This is a genomic window from Candidatus Enterococcus murrayae (assembly GCF_017315985.1).
Classification (GTDB): Bacteria; Bacillota; Bacilli; order Lactobacillales; family Enterococcaceae; genus Enterococcus_A; species Enterococcus_A murrayae.
Map to the genome: position 1 here is coordinate 1 of NZ_JAFLVR010000020.1, position 15,546 is coordinate 15,546.

Annotated in this window: 21 protein-coding genes; 17 read left to right on the forward strand and 4 right to left on the reverse strand. The window is 41.6% G+C overall.

The window, feature by feature from the left end; genetic code table 11:
* The first annotated feature begins 22 nt into the window (after positions 1-22).
* The 6 genes from JZO85_RS08180 to JZO85_RS08205 are packed head-to-tail and all read left to right on the forward strand — an operon-like array spanning position 23 to position 5,123.
* Positions 23-1,078, forward strand: coding sequence for a zinc-dependent alcohol dehydrogenase (locus JZO85_RS08180; RefSeq protein WP_207108019.1), 1,056 nt, complete (start codon positions 23-25; stop codon positions 1,076-1,078).
* 19 nt (positions 1,079-1,097) lie between these two features.
* A complete protein-coding gene (locus JZO85_RS08185; RefSeq protein WP_207108020.1) occupies positions 1,098-2,093 on the forward strand; it encodes a 2-hydroxyacid dehydrogenase in 996 nt (331 codons plus the stop codon).
* A 17-nt stretch (positions 2,094-2,110) separates the two neighbouring features.
* On the forward strand, positions 2,111-2,506 hold the full coding sequence (locus JZO85_RS08190; RefSeq protein ID WP_207108021.1) for a transcriptional regulator GutM: 396 nt from the start codon (positions 2,111-2,113) through the stop codon (positions 2,504-2,506).
* Position 2,507: 1 nt separating this feature from the next.
* Positions 2,508-3,755, forward strand: coding sequence for an NAD(P)H-dependent oxidoreductase (locus tag JZO85_RS08195; protein ID WP_207108022.1), 1,248 nt, complete (start codon positions 2,508-2,510; stop codon positions 3,753-3,755).
* A 22-nt stretch (positions 3,756-3,777) separates the two neighbouring features.
* Positions 3,778-4,134: a PTS glucitol/sorbitol transporter subunit IIA gene (locus JZO85_RS08200; protein ID WP_207108023.1), complete on the forward strand. Its 357-nt coding sequence runs from the start codon at positions 3,778-3,780 to the stop codon at positions 4,132-4,134.
* 38 nt (positions 4,135-4,172) lie between these two features.
* Entirely contained in the window at positions 4,173-5,123 is a 951-nt protein-coding gene (locus tag JZO85_RS08205) for a sugar-binding transcriptional regulator (protein ID WP_207108024.1), read from the forward strand.
* Between the two features lie 176 nt (positions 5,124-5,299).
* On the opposite strand, the gene JZO85_RS08210 is transcribed toward JZO85_RS08205, so the two are convergent.
* Entirely contained in the window at positions 5,300-5,701 is a 402-nt protein-coding gene (locus tag JZO85_RS08210) for a GyrI-like domain-containing protein (RefSeq protein WP_207108025.1), read from the reverse strand.
* 96 nt (positions 5,702-5,797) lie between these two features.
* Here JZO85_RS08210 and JZO85_RS08215 point away from each other — a divergent pair, with 96 nt between their 5' ends.
* From JZO85_RS08215 to JZO85_RS08240, 6 genes are all read left to right on the forward strand, one after another.
* Positions 5,798-6,694 (forward strand): helix-turn-helix transcriptional regulator, encoded by an 897-nt coding sequence (locus tag JZO85_RS08215; RefSeq protein ID WP_207108026.1) that lies wholly within the window; start codon positions 5,798-5,800, stop codon positions 6,692-6,694.
* Between the two features lie 357 nt (positions 6,695-7,051).
* A complete protein-coding gene (locus JZO85_RS08220) occupies positions 7,052-7,321 on the forward strand; it encodes a DUF2187 domain-containing protein (RefSeq protein WP_207108027.1) in 270 nt (89 codons plus the stop codon).
* On the forward strand, positions 7,311-7,532 hold the full coding sequence (locus JZO85_RS08225; protein ID WP_242550277.1) for a hypothetical protein: 222 nt from the start codon (positions 7,311-7,313) through the stop codon (positions 7,530-7,532). The genes JZO85_RS08220 and JZO85_RS08225 overlap by 11 nt, the downstream gene beginning before the upstream one ends.
* A 249-nt stretch (positions 7,533-7,781) precedes the next feature.
* A complete protein-coding gene (locus tag JZO85_RS08230) occupies positions 7,782-8,165 on the forward strand; it encodes a hypothetical protein (protein ID WP_207108028.1) in 384 nt (127 codons plus the stop codon).
* Positions 8,166-8,212: 47 nt separating this feature from the next.
* Entirely contained in the window at positions 8,213-8,908 is a 696-nt protein-coding gene (locus tag JZO85_RS08235; RefSeq protein ID WP_207108029.1) for a DUF2922 family protein, read from the forward strand.
* 225 nt (positions 8,909-9,133) lie between these two features.
* Positions 9,134-9,709 (forward strand): hypothetical protein, encoded by a 576-nt coding sequence (locus JZO85_RS08240; RefSeq protein WP_207108030.1) that lies wholly within the window; start codon positions 9,134-9,136, stop codon positions 9,707-9,709.
* 154 nt (positions 9,710-9,863) lie between these two features.
* On the opposite strand, the gene JZO85_RS08245 is transcribed toward JZO85_RS08240, so the two are convergent.
* The gene (locus tag JZO85_RS08245) at positions 9,864-10,637 is read right to left on the reverse strand and encodes a CPBP family intramembrane glutamic endopeptidase (protein ID WP_207108031.1); all 774 of its coding nucleotides are present in this window, start codon (positions 10,635-10,637) and stop codon (positions 9,864-9,866) included.
* A complete protein-coding gene (locus tag JZO85_RS08250) occupies positions 10,618-11,241 on the reverse strand; it encodes a TetR/AcrR family transcriptional regulator (RefSeq protein WP_207108032.1) in 624 nt (207 codons plus the stop codon). The genes JZO85_RS08245 and JZO85_RS08250 overlap by 20 nt, the downstream gene beginning before the upstream one ends.
* 343 nt (positions 11,242-11,584) lie before the next feature.
* Between JZO85_RS08250 and JZO85_RS08255 the strand changes: the two genes are divergently transcribed.
* From JZO85_RS08255 to JZO85_RS08275, 5 genes are all read left to right on the forward strand, one after another.
* The gene (locus JZO85_RS08255; RefSeq protein WP_207108033.1) at positions 11,585-12,223 is read left to right on the forward strand and encodes a YczE/YyaS/YitT family protein; all 639 of its coding nucleotides are present in this window, start codon (positions 11,585-11,587) and stop codon (positions 12,221-12,223) included.
* 360 nt (positions 12,224-12,583) lie between these two features.
* The gene (locus tag JZO85_RS08260) at positions 12,584-13,168 is read left to right on the forward strand and encodes an Asp23/Gls24 family envelope stress response protein (protein ID WP_207108034.1); all 585 of its coding nucleotides are present in this window, start codon (positions 12,584-12,586) and stop codon (positions 13,166-13,168) included.
* Positions 13,169-13,189: 21 nt separating this feature from the next.
* Complete coding sequence (locus JZO85_RS08265) at positions 13,190-13,435, forward strand: GlsB/YeaQ/YmgE family stress response membrane protein (RefSeq protein ID WP_207108035.1); 246 nt, start codon at positions 13,190-13,192, stop codon at positions 13,433-13,435.
* Between the two features lie 9 nt (positions 13,436-13,444).
* Positions 13,445-13,936: a cysteine hydrolase family protein gene (locus JZO85_RS08270; protein ID WP_207108036.1), complete on the forward strand. Its 492-nt coding sequence runs from the start codon at positions 13,445-13,447 to the stop codon at positions 13,934-13,936.
* Positions 13,937-14,158: 222 nt separating this feature from the next.
* A complete protein-coding gene (locus tag JZO85_RS08275; RefSeq protein ID WP_207108037.1) occupies positions 14,159-14,737 on the forward strand; it encodes a hypothetical protein in 579 nt (192 codons plus the stop codon).
* A 45-nt stretch (positions 14,738-14,782) separates the two neighbouring features.
* Here the strand turns inward: JZO85_RS08275 and JZO85_RS08280 are convergent, their stop codons facing one another.
* On the reverse strand, positions 14,783-15,316 hold the full coding sequence (locus tag JZO85_RS08280) for a helix-turn-helix domain-containing protein (protein ID WP_207108038.1): 534 nt from the start codon (positions 15,314-15,316) through the stop codon (positions 14,783-14,785).
* Positions 15,317-15,546 lie beyond the last annotated feature (230 nt).

Consider the following 15,546-nt stretch of genomic DNA (forward strand, 5'->3'; position numbering starts at 1 on the left):
TTAAATATACAAGGTGAGTAAATTGATTCCAGACAAAATCAAATTTGGATGTTTAGTAGAAAAGGGCGTTGCAGAAGTAAAGGAAATGCCGATGCCGAAGCTTTTGGCAGATGAAATCTTAGTGAAGCAGGATGCTTGTAATATTTGTACGACAGATTATCAGCAGTGGCTGGGTCTGCGGGAGCATCAGGGCTATCCAATGGCAGGCGGTCACGAATGCTCTGGCACGATCATCGCCAAGGGTTCTGAGGTAGGCGATACGTATGAAGTGGGCGATCGTGTAAGCGTTGTCTATGATTATTGCGGGTATTGCGAGGAATGCAAGCACGGAGAGGTTACGGGCTGTGAGAATATCAAACAGTTCGGTAAAAACTACTCTGATGAGTACTATGGAATATTTGGCTTTGCCAACTATTTTGTTCGCAAGGCGAAAAGCTTTGTCAAAATGAATCCAGATTTGCCGGCGTCTGAAGCTGCATTTGTTGAACCGCTGTCCTCTGTCATTCAAAACATGAAAAAATTACGAGTGAAGGAAGGAACCGATACGGTTGTAGTCATCGGCGGAGGAACCATGGGCTTGCTTAATGCGGAAACAGCCAGAGCCTTTGGTGCGAAGGTGATTGTCTCTGAATTAATGGAGAAAAAGGTAGCGGTCGCAAAAGCGATGGGCTTTGAAGTGATCAATCCTAAAGAAGAAGACCCTGTCCAAAAGGTAAAAGAGCTGACGAATGGCAAAGGGGCAGACATTGTGATCGTTGCGGTAGGAGCGACACCAGCCAATAATCAAGCACTGGAGATGGTGAAGCCTAAAGATGGGAAGATTTCAATGTACGCGGCAGGGTATCCAGCACCTGAAATGGATGTCGATCCGAACAAAGTGCATTATATGCGTCTTGAGCTGATCGGCACCTATGGGTCAACATTAGAGGACTTTTCGGATGCTGCTGAGATGCTGAATACTGGCAGAGTCGATGTTTCGAAGCTGGTAGAGACGAAGATCCCGTTAGATGATATTCAAAAAGCATTCGAAACAGCAAGCACTCCCGGTAATTACCGAGTTTCAGTGATTTTAGATTAAAGGATAGGAGAACGAATGAATGGTTAAATGTTTGGCAATTGCAGATTTATTCATTGATAAGCAAATGATGGAGAATGGTTTGGCCGATTTGAAGGAAAAGGGCATCGAGGTAGTCGTAAAAGAGTGGCAGCATGACGATTTAGAAGCCCTTCAAAAGGACAATATCACACTTGAAAAGCAAGGTAGCGAAGCGGTCGATTTACCGGACTATTTAATAGAAGGAATCGAAGAGTACGACTACTTGATCACCCAGTTTGCGCCAGTCGGTAAAAAAGTGATCGACAAGGCAAAAAACTTAAAATTTGTCGGTGTGTTGCGTGCCGGAATCGAAAACGTCAATAGACAATACGCTGAAGAAAAAGGGATCACAGTATTTAATACGCCTGGTCGAAGTGAGACGAGTGTTTCTGAATACGCTGTGGGGCTGATGCTTTCTGAAATTCGAAACATCGCCAGAGCGGATCGTAAATTACGAAATGGCGAGTGGGAAAAATCTTATCCGAACGGTGTACTGGCTCCTGAGTTGAAGGAATCGGTTGTAGGACTGGTTGGCTATGGAGCGATTGGTCAAAAGGTAGCGAATCTGGTTCGACCATTTGGCGGAAAAATCATTTTCTTTGATGATTACTTCAAAGGTGAAACAGAGGATACTCAAGTTTCTCTGGAGGAATTGGTTACGCAAGCGGACATTATTTCGATGCACTATCGTCTGACACCCGAGACAAGAAATATGCTGAATAAAGAGCATTTCAGGAAAATGAAAACATCGGCAGTTGTCATTAATAGTGCACGTTCGGGATTGATCAACGAAGCGGATTTGATTGAAGCGTTGCAGACCAAAGAGATTACCGGTGCGGCAGTGGATGTTTTTGAACAAGAGCCCTTACCAGCAGATCACCCGTATTTAGCCTTGGAAAATGTAACGATCACTCCCCACATCGCGGGATCGACGATTGGCAATTTCGCTAATTCACCTAAAATTTTGGCGAATCGCCTCATCAATGAATACCTTTAACAGATAGGAGAATACGTATGGCTGAACTTCGCTTAGCATTGCTTGTGGTCCTTTTGTTGGTTCTGAATGTGATCACCTCTCTGAGACATTCGAATTATTACAAGAAAACAGTCAACAGCATTTTGAAAGAAAACCGAGCGGGCTTTTTAGGGATTGGAATGACTCAAAGTAAATTTAAAGCACGAAGTATTGTACTGATGGTCGCCGATCCAAACGGCGTCATTGAAGAGTGCCAGGTGATGACTGGATTGACGATCTTTGCGAAGTTCAAGCGGTATTCCGAGATTGAAGACTATTGCATCGATACGATTCCAGAACACATCTTAAAGGTAAAACACGGCGAAGCCTTAAAGCAATCAATCGACTTTATCAAGAACGAAATCGAAAATAAGCAAACATCGGAGGAAAGATAGAATGACATTATATGGAAAGCTTTTGGAAAGAGAACAAAATGGCGCACCGATCAAGGTTGGAGTAATCGGCGCAGGACAAATGGGCTTTGGGATGGTCTCTCAGATCTCAACGATTCCCGGCATGATCGTTGCAGGAATCAGTGATATCAATCTAGATGCCGCGAAAAGAGCAGCGGATGCCTACAATGCCAGTGCGGAGAAAAAAGTCGACATTTTAACAAGCACCGATTTTAAAGAAATCGTCCATTCTAAAAATGTAGAAGTGATCGTCGACGCGACGGGTGTCCCAGAGGCAGGAGCGAAAATCTCACTAGAAACATTGATCGCTAAAAAACATTTGGTTCTATTAAATGTAGAGATCGATATCACGGTTGGTCCTTTAATGAAGAAATTATACGACGCAGCGGATCTTGTCTACACTGGTTCAGATGGGGACGAGCCTGCGGCAACGGTTCAAATGTATGAATTTGCCAAGAGCATGGGGATGGAAGTCCTTGTCGCCGGCAAAGGGAAAAACAATGCCTTAAAAGTAAGTGCCAATCCAGATACTGCTCAGACAGAAGCGGATTCCAAAGGGATGAACAGTCATATGCTGGCTGCCTTCCAGGATGGAACGAAGACAATGGCTGAAATGAATCTCCTGTCCAATGCGATCGGCTACCTGCCGGATGTTGTGGGAATGCATGGAGTCTCAGCTGATTTAGACGGAACAGTCGAAAAATTAAACCTGAAAGAAAACGGCGGCGTGTTAAATAGCTTTGGCGTTGTTGAATATGTTGACGGTATTGCTCCAGGGATCTTCTGTATCGTGAAGGGGCAAAACGAAGGCGTCCAGCATGAATTGAATTATTTACTGAAAAAGGGCGAGCGTGATCATCATATCCTGTTCCGTCCGTACCACTTGTGCAGTCTGGAAACACCTTTGACCATCGCTCGAGCAGTACTAGAGCATGATACAGCGATCGTTCCTTTAGGGGCACCGATTTCTGAGACAGTGGCTGTTGCGAAACGCGACATCAAAGCAGGTGAAAAAATCGACGGAATCGGCGGCTATTGTGTCCGCGGTGTGTTGGAAACACATGCGGAGATGAAGAAAAACGGCAATGTGCCGATTGGATTAGTCGGCGGCGGTTCGGTAGCCAAGCGTGATATCAAGGACGGTGCTTTCTTGACAGTTGATGATATTGAGCTGGACGAATCAACGACGGTTTACAAGCTGCGTAAATTGCAGGATGAGACCTTTGCCTAAAAAACCTATGAGGAGCCTAAGCATGTACAAAACAAAAATTGTAGAAATCGGTTCGATCGTTGAGGATTTCGCGGAGGAGTTCCTGTTGATTTTGTTCGGACCCCAAGCAACATCAGAGTTAAGAGATATTTGTGTCATTCATGAAGGCGCGGATACTCCGAAAAATGTGATTCAAAAGAATGGACGCTTGACCATCGGGGAGCAGGAGTACCATATCCTTGAGGTTGGAGAAGAGGCGAACCCTAATTTTGAGACGCTGGGACACATTTCCCTCTATTTTAGAGATGGCGAGAACAATGAGATCCTGCCTGGCGCGATTCTAGTCGAACCAAAGGTGTTTCCAACACTGGCTGTCGGAGATGAGATTTCATTCGAGTAGCGTAAAAAACAGTTAATCCATAGTAAAGGAAGATAATAATGAATACTTTTGAAGAAAAAAATATTATAAAAATTGCTTGCTTATACTACGAGGATGGACTGACGCAGGCTCAGATCGCTAAAATAATCGGTGTTTCCCGCTCCCTTGTTTCCAAGCTGCTGCTTGACGCAAGAGAACAAGGGATCGTGGAAATTACTATTAATAGTAAAAATGAATACACCTCAAAGCTGGAGCGCTCCTTAGAAGCCGTCTACGGATTAAAGACCGCGATGGTCGTCGATTCAAAGGATCTCACGAACGAAGAGGTGGAAAAGGTAGCAGCCAATTACGGGGCCTATTACCTAAATAGCCGCCTGAAATCCATCAAAAGGCTCGGGATTTCGTGGGGTAAAGGAATCCGACGAGTGGTTGATTCCGTCATTCACAGCTCAAAGACGGAGGTAGCCGTGATCCCGCTGATTGGTGGGATGGGAGACTCTCATGTCAATATCCATTCCAATCAGCTGTGCTATGACCTGGCTCGAAAAATCCGCGGGCAATCCAAATATCTGTATGCGCCCGCGATGCTGTCGGATGAACAGCTGGCGATCGCTTTACGCAGCAACCAGACGATAAAATCAGTCCTTGATGATGGTGCCAACGTTGATTTTGCGATCGTAGGCTTAGGAAATCCCTATGCCGGCAGCACGATGGAGGAAATCGGCTATTTGACGGAAGCAGATATTCAGCAGCTGAAAACAGACGAAGCACTGGGAGATATCAATTCCAACTTCTTCGACGCTAGAGGAGAAAAAGTCGACAATGAGATCAATAAAAGTATCGTGGGGATTACTTTAGAGGATATCAGAAAGATTCCTCAAGTAATGACGATTGTCGATGACCTCAGAAGAATGCCAATTGCCAAAATCGCGATTGAGACGAAGCTGATCAATATCCTCGTAACGACAGATAAAGTCGCGCAAGCCTTATTAGAGGAAGCTGCGGAATAAACGCCGAAAATGTTTACGAACGTAAAGTTTTTTTGAGAAATACTTAATGAAATGAAAGCAAATCACCCTGTAAACCATCGATTTTGAAGGTTTATGGGGAATTTGCTTTTAGTATAAAAAGGACAGCGAACCCGTTTAATTTCTGGGTTCGCTGTCTTTGGTAAGGTGCCGCTAGTCTATTGAACGGCGATAAAAATAGAAATTTCCCCAGCAGGAGGGTAGTTTTCAAAATCAAATTCATACACTCGCTGGATTACTTGGGCTTCCTCCTCTGACCATATTTTCTTCCAGGCATTCAGGACGCCTAATTCGTCAGAGCTATCCACTTTGTATTCCTTCCACTGATATTTGGAAGTATCAAAATCCCCCTCAGCCTCGGTTTCTTTGCAGATGGAAAGAGAATAGTCCCCTTTATAATCACTTTCGTAATCATGATACACCGCCGCAATACTTTTTCCTTGTTCCTTCGCCTGTGCGATGAAGGCACTGCTTTGCTGCCATAGGCCCATAATTTTTTCTTGGATAGCAGCGTCCTTAAAGTTATTCGTTCTAACGGTATTCGAAATTGAAAATTTCATTTCAAAACCTCCTCTATAGTATGGTTTAATAGTACTATGGAAACTATGACATCTAATGTCATAGTTTATAAAAAATATTTAAGAGGAGAAAATCTATTGAATAATGGTCGGTTATTTGGAATTATCTATCATCTTTTGAACGCAAAACGAACGACTTCCAGCGAATTAGCTACTATGTTTGAGGTATCTGATAGAACCATTTTCAGAGATATTAACGCACTCAGCTCTTTAGGAATACCTATCTGTGCAGAAACGGGCCGAAATGGCGGCATCTATTTAATGGATCATTTTGTCTTAGACAAGGTTTTATTTTCAAAAGAGGAGCAAGAAAGCTTGCTGTTAGCACTTAAGGGCATCAAAGCAATCGAACCAGAAAAAAGTGAGCAGGCCTATTCAAAATTGCAATCATTGTTCAAGCTTCCTGAGGACAATTGGCTGGAGGTCGATTTTTCTCCTTGGTATCAGGAAAACGAGGGTGCCCAATTCGATAGGCTCAAATCAGGAATTTTAAATAGGAAGAAGGTTGCATTCGAGTATATAAGTCAGTCAAATCAACGGGAGAAAAGGGTGTGTAATCCATTAAAGCTGATTTTCAAATCACAAACATGGTACCTGCAGGCCTTTTGCTTGTCGAGGAAGGATTTCAGGGTCTTCAAAATCAGCCGTATGCAGTCTCTCAAAATAATGGATGAAACCTTTACTCCAATGGTCGTTCCTGAGATAGCTGTTCCTGAAAGGGAGGGGGAGAGGATTGAATTGACCTTGGCCTTTTCTAAAGAAATTCTCTATCGAGTATTTGATGATTTTGATCATCAGGACATAACGATTCAAAAGGATGGTTCTGCGATTGTTACCACTCAAGTAACTGATCAGCGTTGGCTCATTAGACAGTTGCTGTCCTATGGGAAACACCTGAAAATTTTGAGTCCAGATAGTATTAAGGAACGAATGAAGCATGAAATAGAGGAGATAAGAGCAAATTATGATTTTTAAGGTTGTCAGAAGGTTGTCTTTAGAAACCTAGCTTTGAAGCAGCAGCAGAATTGTTTAAAAATTTAAAGCCTTTTCGAAAAATACTTTACAAAACGAAAGCGAATGATCGGATAAACCTTAAATAATGAGGTTTTTTTGGTTATTGGCTTTTTTGCTATGCTTCGCTTGAATCTTAATTTTTCATTAAGGTTTTCTCAGTATAGCCTTTCTAATCGGTTACAATAAGGAGAAATGACTAACTAAAAGGTAGCGATAGTTATCGTAAAGTCAGGTTTTTGAACAGTTTTTAGATTGACTGTAAGAATCGACAAACGGTTTGCGTACTTTTTATAGAGAGTAGAAAAAGGGTGAGATGTTTTGAAAAATGGTAGTCAGGCAATTCCCAGCTCCATCATGGAGGTGCGAGAAAATACCTACAATTTGCAGTTTATCGTTGGTGATGCGGTTGATTTTTTATTCAACGAAGGCAAGAGTGCGCTGTCGGGCACGGTGCTAAAAAAATACACCAACAGCTGTTTGGTGGACATCAGTCAGGATTCTAGACTGACGAAGGATGAAATCGATCAGTACAATCAAAAGGTAGTCGTCAATTATAAAAAGATCAAAGGAGTGGTTCATGATGGATGAGGCGGAGTTTGAGGATTTAGAGCTTCACGTACTTACACTTGCTTTTCAAATCGATGGCTTGAAGCAAAAGAAAAGCAGCTTGACTCGTGAACAAAAGGCTTCATTGGAAATTCTCGAAGAAGACTATCGGTATTATAAAAGCCAATACGACCAGAGAGTAAAAAAAGTGGAGAAAATAGTTTCCAAAGAAGCAGGTTTTGGCGATTGGTAGCTTAAAAAGAGGCAGATGGACGATTATACAAGTGTATAGTCGGTCTTTTTTTTATCGAAAAATAGAAATTTTTCGTTATTTCATGACGCGTGAATGATTGGTGTAATAACAATTCGTTCCTGAGAATTATTATGCTTAATTTAATATTAATTTTTTGGTGTGTAATTTGGTTGCAAATAAGCGTATTTTGATTATGTAGATATCTCACACCACAGAATTGAAACTATTTTTGTCGAAAGGAGGATTTTTTTGAAAGAGTATGGTTTGAACAACAAAAAATTGTTTTCGCTTTCACGTAAAACTTTGGAAAAAAGAATCAGCAGCTACTATCATGAAACAAACGATGGAACGGCCACCCTCGAGATGTTGATCACGCTGCAGGTTCGGGAAGACTTATGTAAAGCGGATTTTTCATATGTATTAAGAACTCTTGTGCAGCGAATCTTTTTAAAAACTAGATCTACTGCTGCTATGCGTCGCTATTATTTATATTTTATTGATTATTTCGGAAAAGAAGATTGGCAGTTATTGTCGGTCAAATTGTTTCCAGCGCAAACATTTATCTCCGAAAAGCTTGAGCATCTTTACAGCCAAGTCATTGGAAAACCGCTGACAAGCTTAGCAGAATCATGACGTGAGGATTAGGAAGGAGGAAAAATACGAAAAAGAAGGGATAAAAAATGATAAGTACATTTACATTAGATGCAGAATTTGAAAATGGCAACGGCAAATCGCATCATTTTCGTTTTAAAAATTTTGATGTGTCAAAAACAGGGGAGCAGATCCGTTCCTCATTAGAAAAATTAACCAAGCTGAGTCTGTTTGAAAAGGATGGCGTTCAATTATTCAAAAAGGTGAAGCATGCGACTATCATCGAAGAAAGAGTAACTGATCTTTTTGATGATTCAGCGAAATTCAAGAATTCGCCAAAAGCTGCAACTGATCCGTTGAGCACGATGATGAAGGCGGCAACCAGCAGTGCGATTGAAGAGCCTGTTAAAGCGCAGGGTGAGCCAGCACCAACAAAAGCAGAAGCTGACCCAGCCACTATCCGTTTCCCGGAAGATTTGCGAATTACCGAGGAACGACCAAAAGAGGATGTATTGATTCAACACATCGAACTTCCTGAAGGGCTCGATCCGTGGTCGCTAACTCAAGAGCAGGCCATATCACTGATTTCGGCCTGTCTGCCAGCTAATGCGGCACCGGTCAATCTAGAAGTCGATGATCAATCCGTTCCGGCGAGCCTGACCCTCACGGCGATGGTGGAAGAAAGGGCGGCTCCGTCCAAGGCTCCAGTAATCAATCAGTCGCCACCAGCACAGCCAAAGAAAAAACGAAAGCGGTTACTCGATCGTGTCTGCAGCCGCGAGTAGCTGACTGACTGTATCTCATCAGAAAATCCAACGTTGGTATGGGATCGAATAATCAGTAGAAATCAACATGAATAAAAATTTTAGCCCGTTTTATCACGGGCTATTTGTGGTGAACGGAAGCCGGCTGATTGAATAAACTATTTTTCTTAAAAGAAATCGATCGCGTTTGCGTATTTTTTTTAAAGATTTGCATTGACGAATCATTTTATTCAAGGAGGACAAGCAGTGAAGGTTACGTATGAAAAGGAACCGATTGATTTTTGTGATTACCATGCAGAACGGGTGATCCATATTACAACATTGGCAGGTGAAGAGCTGATAAAGTTCAATCTGTTAGATAAGGATCGCAATCATTTGTGTACGGTTACGGAAAAACCGGATAACGCGCCGATCGAGGTTAGTGAGGATAATCTAACCTCGGAGGAGATAAAAGAAATCGCGGGGGTCTTAAATGAGATGTACCCAGAAGTTGAGTGGGAAGAAGAGGACCTTGAGGACACGCTGTGGGTTTTTGGACTTCAGATCACGAGAAATGAGTCCTTGCTGGAATATAGCAGGAGGTTCGACACTCAGGTAGTCCAATATGATTTCACTTCTACTGACGAGGTTTTGGAGGATGACGAAGAAGTATGTGAGTTGGAATTTTTTGAGGAGCACTTGACGGATGCGGTCATAATCGAAAACATTCTGATTCCCAAAATCCTCGAATATGATGGACTGGATACGATTATTTTGAAAATCATTCAAGGAGGGATTTTGAGGTGCTACCGGCTGATGATCAAAAAAATGATTGGTGATTAATCAGTCATGAACCGTTTGATTTGGTGAGCCTGCTAAAACAGTAAACGGGTTCGTTTATGGAATAAAGCGATTGGGAAAAAATGGCCTACAGGCTTTTTTTCGAGAAAGCATCGCAAATGCTCATGGGTTAGAGGGCACTTGCGATGCTTTTCGCTTATTGTGGATAGTTGGTTAGCGGGTGGTTTTTTTCTGGTGCGCGTCTATTCGTTAAGAGAAAGAACCCTACACACAAGATCAATATGATAGCGGTGGGAAGAAGTTTATTATTGGACACATAGACATCCCAAAACGAGTTGATCGCCGCATGAAAAATAATACATAGATAGATGCTCTCATATTTATTCCAAATATATGAAAGCAGGATTGACAGGCTGAAGCAAGTCAAGGTAAACCAAATGAGACTCATTGAACTTTGGTTGGAGCCCTGAATCCACCACAAAGGGATGTGCCAAAAGGTCCAAATGAGACTAACAATGCAAGCAGAGGCCAGCGTTGAAAACTTCTTTTGAAGCATTGGCTGCAGAAAGCCGCGCCAACCGATTTCTTCGATCCCGCCACCGATGATCATGATGGGGAATTCCAATATCGCCACGTAAAGTGGAACAAGTTGAACACTTCCGCCTAGTAAAACTGGAAGGAAACAAAAGAGCCAGGCAATTCCAAAAACGAGCAGGTAGGCTTTTAAGGGCTGTTTGAAATGGATTATGTTCTTTTTAAAGGTGCGATATTCCTCGAGAGTGCTGGTTTTCTTTTTTAGATAAATTTCGTTAAAGGCGGGTGAAATTCCACCTAAAATAAATAGGAGCATGACTAGGGGATTGGAAAAGGGGGTTTTTCCAAGGTGGGTCAAGGCGGCTGCCAATAACCAAAAGCTCCATGAGATTGCAATAGTAGAGAATAAATAGTATTTAATCGTTTGTGTTTTCATTTTGAACTCCTTCATCTTCTTTCTTTTTGGCTAAAAAGGCAGCGAGTGCATCAATAATTATTTCTAGTGTTTCTTGGCGCGCCGCTACACCATAGTCAACGTTTGCGGCGGTGAAATGAAGACAATCCATTAAATAAGAGATAACGCCGAATGTCTGCTGATCTGTTTGATCGATACCCAAAAGCTCCACAATCCGCTGGAAATTCGTACTTTGCTTTTCATTTTGCTGTTTCTTCGTTTGATCAGGCAATTTTTGGATCAATGAATTCAAGTCCTCAGGGTTGAGATATAACACGATACTGCTATCTGCCAGATAAATTTCATTCAAGGCTTTTCGCAGCTTTATCTGGAAATCTCCTGTTTGAAAATCAATTGCCAAAATTTGGCGAAATAGTTGTTCTTCACTCTTTCGTATAACGTCATACAATAGCTCTTCCTTAGAAGTGTAGTGATTGTAGAAGGTTCCTTTTGCGATACCCACAGCATGGATAACATCCTCCACCGTAATCCTTTTCAATCCTTTTTTCTTAATTAATTTGATTGTTTCAACATACATCGCCTCTTTAAGTCGGGCTTTTTCTTCTTTTGTTACTATCTTTGGCATAATTCTCTCCTTCTTTCTGAACCTTTAATATTCGTGTGTTTATTATGACCAAATTCATATCCTTTGGTCACTTTAAAGTATACTAGCCCTATTCTGACTGTAAAGTTCTAAATAAAGCCTGTTCTATCAGGTGATTTGAGAGGAAGCATTGTTGCAAAGGGTTAACAGCTTCGCTTTTTCTAAAATCGAAGGACTGTATTTCTTAGTTTTCATTGACAAATTTGAAAAAGACAAGTAGCTTTGCACTATAACTGAAAAATGAAAAGCAGCTATCGACGTTTTAGAGGATAGAAATGAGTTTAGCGTCGCTGAAAAGCAGCTGTTTGTAGAAAGAAGGATGTTGATGAAAGGGTATAGTGTGCGGCTGGTTCGTCTGATTTTTGGGTTGTTTCTATTTGCTTTAGGGTCGTTTTTGACGATTCAGGCAAATATTGGATTGGCCTCATGGGAAGCCTTCAGTATGGGGATTGCGAATCTGACCGACCAAACATATGGGAATATTTTGATTATTAGCGGGGTTGTGATTCTAGGTGTGGATGTACTGTTGAAGGAAAAGGTCGGCTTCGGTACGATTCTGAATACGATTTTGATTGGGGTTTTTGTTGATATGATCCAAGCTTTTGAGATCGTTCCCCAGATGCATAGTTTTTTCTCTGGAGTTGTGATGCTGCTGCTGGGGCAGGTGTCTATTTGTATCGGCAGCTATTTTTATATCGGCGCCTCGATGGGCTGTGGTCCGCGGGATGCTTTGATGGTGGCTCTTGGGAAACGGATGCCAAATGTACCGATTGGAATCACCCGCGGTTTGATCGAGGGTACGGTACTATTGATCGGGTGGCTGCTAGGTGCGAAGGTTGGCATTGGGACTGTTATTTCTGTTTTTGGGATCAGTTTCATTTTGGAGACCACCTTCAAGCTGCTGCATTTTGATGTGACCAATGTTGAGCATGAAAGTGTTATGGATACAGTAAGGGCGTTGTAAATTTTTCTAGTGAAAGTCGAAGCTTTGACCGCTTGTGTGGTTAGAGCTTTTTTGCTTTGTATGCTCGCATTCAACTGAGAATAGTTATTTTAAAAAAGGCAAGAGATCAACTGACCTGTATACGACCATTTTCAGAAATAGTCGCTTTTTGTAAATGGTAAAAACAATCTTTTTTTATCAATTCATTGATTCATTTTTTAATAAATTAAGCGATTGTAAGCAGATTATTGTGAAAATAAAAAAAAGTGAGCTATGCTAATTAGTGAAAGAGGGACAGTAAATCATTGAAAATCTTTTTTATAAAAGCTTTCGATGTTATTTTATGATGCCAGAAAAATTAGTTAACAGGAGGAATTTATCATGGCAGACAATTACGGAAATAAGTCGCTTTATGAGCAGTCAAGTGGCGCTGAATCCACTCATGCTTCTCAGAAGGAGCAAGAGATTAAAGGTGATTTGGTTTATGACGACAAGGTCATCCAAAAAATCATTGGTGTCGCAATCGAACAAGTGGATGGGCTATTAACAGTTGACGGAGGCTTTCTCTCCAATGCGAAGGAAAAATTAGTCAATACTGAGGATGTCACTGCTGGCATCGAAACGGAAGTAGGCAAGAAGCAGGTCGCTGTGGATATGGATGTTGTCGTTGAGTATGGTCGTGACATTACAGCTGTTGCTGAAAAAATTCGCACAGTGATCCGTGATGAAGTTGCGAAGATGACTCATTTGGATGTCATTGAAGCAAATATTCACGTGGTGGATATCAAGACGCAAAAAGAGTTTGAAGAAGACAGTGAAACCGTTCAAGACAAGGTCACAAATGCGGCTAAAACAACCGGAGATTTTGCTTCAAAGCAAACGGATAAGGCGAAAGATGCTGTAAACCGCGGGGCAGATAAAGCACAAGAAAGAATGGAAACTGCACAAGAAACACGAGTAAAATAAGTTTATTAGGAGGAATTTGACATGGGATTATTATGGTCATTGATTATTGGAGCAGTCATCGGCGCAATTGCCGGTGCGATTACAGGTAAAGGAAATAGTATGGGATGGATCGCGAATATTATTGCTGGGTTAGTAGGTTCTTGGTTAGGGCAAGCATTATTAGGCTCTTGGGGACCTTCATTAGCAGGGATGGCCTTGGTGCCATCAATTATTGGCGCGATTATCTTAGTGCTGATCGTTTCATTCTTCTTAGGAAGATCCAAATAGGAAAAAACAATGTTAGTTATTGTGGATATGCAGAATCGTATTTTGGATACGAATGATAAGAATCATGTTCCAGGAGCAGATATCCTTATTCCCAAACTGCAGCAGCGTTTGAAAAAGGCGCGCGAGTCTGGCGAAATGGTGCTTTTCACGCGGGATATTCCCATCGAACATAAAAATGAATCGGAGGAGCTGTTTGGCTTGCAGATCATAGATGAGCTGGCTCCTTTGTCGGATGAGTATGTGTTTAAGAAAAATTATTATGCTCTGCCGCCAGAATCGTTGATCCACGTTCGGGAATTAACAGCGGAACGAAAACAGGAAAAAAGCCAAATTGAAGTGGTCGGTGTGGAATTAAGTGTATGTGTGTTAGCCAACACACTGGCTTTGCAGGGGGCACTTCCTGAAGGTAATTTTTCTATTGATTCGGATTTAGTTGCAGGAAACCACTTGAACGAAGCGACCCTCAGTTTACTGAAGGAATTCAATATTGAACGTAAATAAAGAATACGCTCTAACCTTTTGACAGGGTTAGAGTTTTTTCTTTCCTGCGTAGGAAAAGCCAAGCGGCAAACAAGGTGGTCAATTGATTTATTTTTTTATCTAAAAAAGGGTTTTAAAAAGGAAACGTTCACTAGTCAAGCGCTTACAGGGTCGTTATACTTAAGATAGAAACAAGAAGTTAAAAAATTAGATTATATGAAAGAAAAAAGCAGGGGTAGACGGGTGAATAGAAAATACTTAAAAAGGAAACAGTCTTTCGGTGATTATCAGGCGGCTCGAGTGGTTTGGGTCCATACCCGAGAGGATGAAACATTACTTAAAGCAGATATTTTGGATAAAACAGGAAAGGTAGTCTATAAGATAACCGAGCCGCCACAAAGCGAACTCTATGAAATTTCGGCGAATGCTCTGACCTTTGAACAGCTGGAAGAGATCACACACCTCTTGCGAACAAGTGATCTTGAGAGGAACTGGGAAGAGGAGATAGACTACGATGATGAGGAAGATATTTCGTTTGTCTTAGGTTTTTTTGGGGAATGTGTGGCCTCACGTCATTCGCTAATGCGGGAAAGCAGGAAAACGGAGGATGTGATAGTTGAATATACGTTTGATTCTAGTGAGGATTATACTGGCGATGAAATCTGTAAAACAGACTATTTAAAAAAAGAAGCAACAGAAGATGACCTGATCGAGGAGTATTTGCTGCCGAAGCTTTTAGAGCAGGAGGGAATGGATACGCTTCGCGTGCACATTGCCGCAGCAGGTGTGGTCAACAGTTACTTAGTGACCATACAGGAATAGGCGTTCGAAAAAAACGGCGTTGCCTGNNCAGGCAACGCCGTTTTTTTAATAATCCAACTGCTTTAATCTAAGCTTCACGTTGTTCTTGTCAATGAATTCAATCGTATACAAAGTACCGATATCCTGCTTCAAATTTTCAAGTTTTGTCTCATCGCCAAACGAATTCAGAATGCGCAAAATTTTGTAAACAGCGATGGTTCCAAGACCGCCGCTGCCATATTGAAAGCCCAATTCAGCCGTCTCGGAGATTCGGCTTCTTTCAATTTCTTTCAACAGCTCGTTGAATTCACCTTTGACAATGAATTGATCTTCTTTTTCTCGGACCTTTTGCAGCAGCTCATTCAAGGTGGTTACTTGATAAAGCTCGTCACTATCACGAATTTGCAGCAGCGCATCTAACACTTCGCCTGGACTGTGCTCCGTACCTTTAGCGATAGCGATAATCGTTTTAGAGCTGTAGGTTTCCGGATCACGTTTACTTGCTTTGGAAAGGGTCTGTTCGGAGATACCAGCAGATTTCGATAAATCGTATCGAGTCAAACCTTGTTTCTGCAAAAAAATATCTAAAACGTTCTTCATTTCCGCTCCTCCTTACTTTCACGACAACGAACGATTACTCAACTACATTTTAGTACTGGATTGCTGGGTTGTCTATAGCTCGGTGGGTTTCTTTACAGGATAAACTTAAATTACTATAAACTCATTGGTTTTCTATCATGTTAGCTATTTCAGCGATTTTTGTAAGCGTTCGCTCAATTGATTCAGTGATTTTCTAAAAGTGGTCAAACGCTTTAATTTATCTTTAAATA

What these genes read in the sequence shown, in the direction of transcription:
- JZO85_RS08200 (WP_207108023.1), top strand. Translation starts at nt 3,778, where the DNA reads ATGTACAAAACAAAAATTGTAGAAATCGGTTCGATCGTTGAGGATTTC.
- JZO85_RS08270 (WP_207108036.1), top strand. Translation starts at nt 13,445, where the DNA reads ATGTTAGTTATTGTGGATATGCAGAATCGTATTTTGGATACGAATGAT.
- JZO85_RS08195 (WP_207108022.1), top strand. Translation starts at nt 2,508, where the DNA reads ATGACATTATATGGAAAGCTTTTGGAAAGAGAACAAAATGGCGCACCG.
- JZO85_RS08225 (WP_242550277.1), top strand. Translation starts at nt 7,311, where the DNA reads ATGATGGATGAGGCGGAGTTTGAGGATTTAGAGCTTCACGTACTTACA.
- JZO85_RS08245 (WP_207108031.1), bottom strand. Translation starts at nt 10,637, where the DNA reads ATGAAAACACAAACGATTAAATACTATTTATTCTCTACTATTGCAATC.
- JZO85_RS08185 (WP_207108020.1), top strand. Translation starts at nt 1,098, where the DNA reads ATGGTTAAATGTTTGGCAATTGCAGATTTATTCATTGATAAGCAAATG.
- JZO85_RS08205 (WP_207108024.1), top strand. Translation starts at nt 4,173, where the DNA reads ATGAATACTTTTGAAGAAAAAAATATTATAAAAATTGCTTGCTTATAC.
- JZO85_RS08250 (WP_207108032.1), bottom strand. Translation starts at nt 11,241, where the DNA reads ATGCCAAAGATAGTAACAAAAGAAGAAAAAGCCCGACTTAAAGAGGCG.
- JZO85_RS08235 (WP_207108029.1), top strand. Translation starts at nt 8,213, where the DNA reads ATGATAAGTACATTTACATTAGATGCAGAATTTGAAAATGGCAACGGC.
- JZO85_RS08265 (WP_207108035.1), top strand. Translation starts at nt 13,190, where the DNA reads ATGGGATTATTATGGTCATTGATTATTGGAGCAGTCATCGGCGCAATT.
- JZO85_RS08260 (WP_207108034.1), top strand. Translation starts at nt 12,584, where the DNA reads ATGGCAGACAATTACGGAAATAAGTCGCTTTATGAGCAGTCAAGTGGC.
- JZO85_RS08190 (WP_207108021.1), top strand. Translation starts at nt 2,111, where the DNA reads ATGGCTGAACTTCGCTTAGCATTGCTTGTGGTCCTTTTGTTGGTTCTG.
- JZO85_RS08280 (WP_207108038.1), bottom strand. Translation starts at nt 15,316, where the DNA reads ATGAAGAACGTTTTAGATATTTTTTTGCAGAAACAAGGTTTGACTCGA.
- JZO85_RS08210 (WP_207108025.1), bottom strand. Translation starts at nt 5,701, where the DNA reads ATGAAATTTTCAATTTCGAATACCGTTAGAACGAATAACTTTAAGGAC.
- JZO85_RS08255 (WP_207108033.1), top strand. Translation starts at nt 11,585, where the DNA reads ATGAAAGGGTATAGTGTGCGGCTGGTTCGTCTGATTTTTGGGTTGTTT.